General features: G+C 73.0%; 4 protein-coding genes. 2 read left to right on the forward strand and 2 right to left on the reverse strand.

What is annotated here, in order from left to right; genetic code table 11:
- The coding region (locus tag FNQ90_RS19995) for a GNAT family N-acetyltransferase (protein ID WP_407699399.1) at positions 1-224 on the reverse strand (224 nt) is incomplete at its 3' end.
- A gap of 241 nt (positions 225-465) precedes the next feature.
- On the opposite strand from FNQ90_RS19995, the gene FNQ90_RS20000 reads away from it, so the two are divergent.
- Both FNQ90_RS20000 and FNQ90_RS20005 read left to right on the forward strand, forming a co-directional pair.
- Positions 466-687, forward strand: a complete 222-nt coding sequence (locus FNQ90_RS20000; RefSeq protein ID WP_173019601.1) for a type II toxin-antitoxin system VapB family antitoxin — start codon at positions 466-468, stop codon at positions 685-687.
- A complete protein-coding gene (locus FNQ90_RS20005; protein ID WP_143622097.1) occupies positions 684-1,094 on the forward strand; it encodes a PIN domain-containing protein in 411 nt (136 codons plus the stop codon). Before FNQ90_RS20000 ends, FNQ90_RS20005 begins: the two co-directional genes overlap by 4 nt.
- 175 nt (positions 1,095-1,269) lie before the next feature.
- Here FNQ90_RS20005 and FNQ90_RS20010 read toward each other — a convergent pair.
- Positions 1,270-2,351 (reverse strand): class F sortase (locus FNQ90_RS20010; protein ID WP_228471423.1); only part of this gene is annotated, 1,082 nt, incomplete at its 5' end.

The raw sequence follows: 2,351 nt of genomic DNA on the forward strand, positions 1-2,351 counted from the left end.
GCGCCCCGACCGGGCAGGCTCGGTCCCATCTTCGCCGTCCCCGCGATCCGGCCCCCGTCCACGGCCACCACCGTCCGCCACGGCGGGGCCTCCATCCACAGCGGGCGGGCCTCCTCCATGCCCAGCCCCTCGGGCAGGGTGTAGGTCCGGCCCTCGTCGACGATCCGCGCGTAGAAGGGGTGGATGAGCGGCCAGTCCTCGTCGCGGGCGGTGCGAATCTCCATCCGACCACCGTACGACCGCCCCCACCGGCACCCGGCACCCGGTGCCGACCCGCCCCGTTCGGGGGTTCGGGGGACGAGGTCGCCGGGCACCCCTCGATCGAGGCCGGGAGTGGTCGAGGAGGTTCGCGGGGTGCCCCCGCGCGGTGGGGCCCGGTCACGCCGCCGGCGAGGGGCTCGAACTCGTTGATGTTGATCGTGTATCCTTTGATGTACATCATCAACATTCCTTTTGGAGGCGGTCATGTCCCTGACGCAGATTGACATCGACGATGAGGTATTGGCGCGTGCCATGGCGTTGTCCAAGGTGAGGACCAAGAAAGAAGCGGTCAACCTGGCCCTGCGCTTCTACTCCGAGCAGCAGGAGCGCGCGGCTCGCATCGGTCGTCATTTCGCCCGAGCGGAGCACTGGGGCGCGATTGAGGATGCCGAGCGCTTGCACCGGGCGGAGAAAAGCGCCCGGTGATTTACCTGTTCGACACCTCGGGCCTGGTGCGTCTGCTCGGTGACCCCAAGCTTCGAATGGCCTGGTACGACCCGATCGACGCCGGAGCGATCGCATCGTGTTATCCGCAGCGCGTCGAGTTTCTCCACAGTGCCCGTAACAGCCGTGAGTACGACGAGATCGCCGAAATGTTCGAGGACCTTTATCCGGATGTCGCGGTCCCCAAGAACGCGGGACGGTGGATCGGTGCGGTGCAGCACCGTATGGCCGGAGCCGGGGAGCACCGGAGTGCCTCGGCGGTGGATCTCATGATCGCCGCCACCGCAGCTCATCATGGATTGACCGTGCTTCACGACGATACCGATTACCGCACCGTGGCACGCCACGCACCGGACCTGACCGAGCACAGCATCCACGACATCGGGTGAATCCACCCCGCCGTGCTCCGAGCTGCCGTCCGAATCCGCCCGGGGGCAGGGCGGAGCGTCATCCGCCGGCGAGGGGTGCGGAACCCGGGACCGGCTCCGAGCGGTGCGGCCGTTTCCGGGCCCGCCCCGGCCCGGGGCGGACCCGGAAACGGCCGGTGACCGTATCGGTCGTGGGTCAGTCGGTGTGCCGGACGGTGTCGGTGAGCGTCGCGTACGCCACGATGTTGGCGTCGTAGCCGCCGTCCGCCGTCCACCGGCCGCCGCAGGTGATCAGCCGCAACTGCGGCGTCTCCACCGCGCCGTACACCCGCTCGTCGGGGAAGTCCGCCTTCGGGTACTGCTCGACGGCCTCCACGGTGAAGATCGCGGTGGTGTCGTCGGCCCGGTCCACCTCGATGATCTCGCCGGGCTCCAGCATCCCCAGGCCGGCGAAGGCCGCCGGTCCCACCCGGGTGTCCAGGTGGCCGACGAGCAGCGCGGCGCCGCGTTCGCCCGGCGAGACGCCCCCGGCGTACCAGGCGGCGCGCATGGCGTCCTCCTCCGCCGGGGACGGCGGCCCGCCGTCCGGGTCCAGGTCGGCGCCGAAGACCTCCACGTCGGCCCGCAGCCAGGGGATCCGCACCCGGGTGGGTTCGGCCCGCTCCATGCCCGCCTCGACGCCGGGCGCGATCTCCGCGCCGTCGCCGTCGACGGCCGGGACCCGCTCGGTGTCGCTCCCCGACACGCCGGCGGTCCGGGTGGGCGAGGTCCCCGCCTCGGGGGAGGGCGCGGCGGCGGCCAGGACCGCGCACAGCACGACGGAACCCGTCGCCACCACCACCTCCAGACGGCGGCGACGCGGGGCCAGCCGCTGCCGACGGTTCAGGCCGGTGGCGGCGAACCCCCGGGCCCGGGAGCGGGCGGCGAGCCGGCGCCACGGGATCAGCGGCACGTGCCACGGCACACGGCCCAGCAGACGGGCCCCGGCGTGGTAGCGGCGCTCCAACCACAGGTCCACCCGGTCCAGCATTCGCCGCACCGCCTCCCGAAAGGCCCGGACGCGGTCCCGGGCCACCCGGATCGGGCCCCGCCGCCGGTGACGGGCCCGTCGGGGCGCGGGTTCGGCGGGCGGGGCGTTCCCGGCGTCGGTGTCCTCGACGGGCCGATCCTCCTCCACCGGCGTCCCGACGCCCCAACGGGCGAACACGCCCCCTTCCCCGGGGGCCTCCGCCGGGGCGGCCGGTGGGACGCGCCCGTGCCGGCCGACCGGGCCCGCGG

Source organism: Streptomyces alkaliphilus (genome assembly GCF_014141535.1).
Taxonomy (GTDB): domain Bacteria; phylum Actinomycetota; class Actinomycetes; order Streptomycetales; family Streptomycetaceae; genus Streptomyces; species Streptomyces alkaliphilus.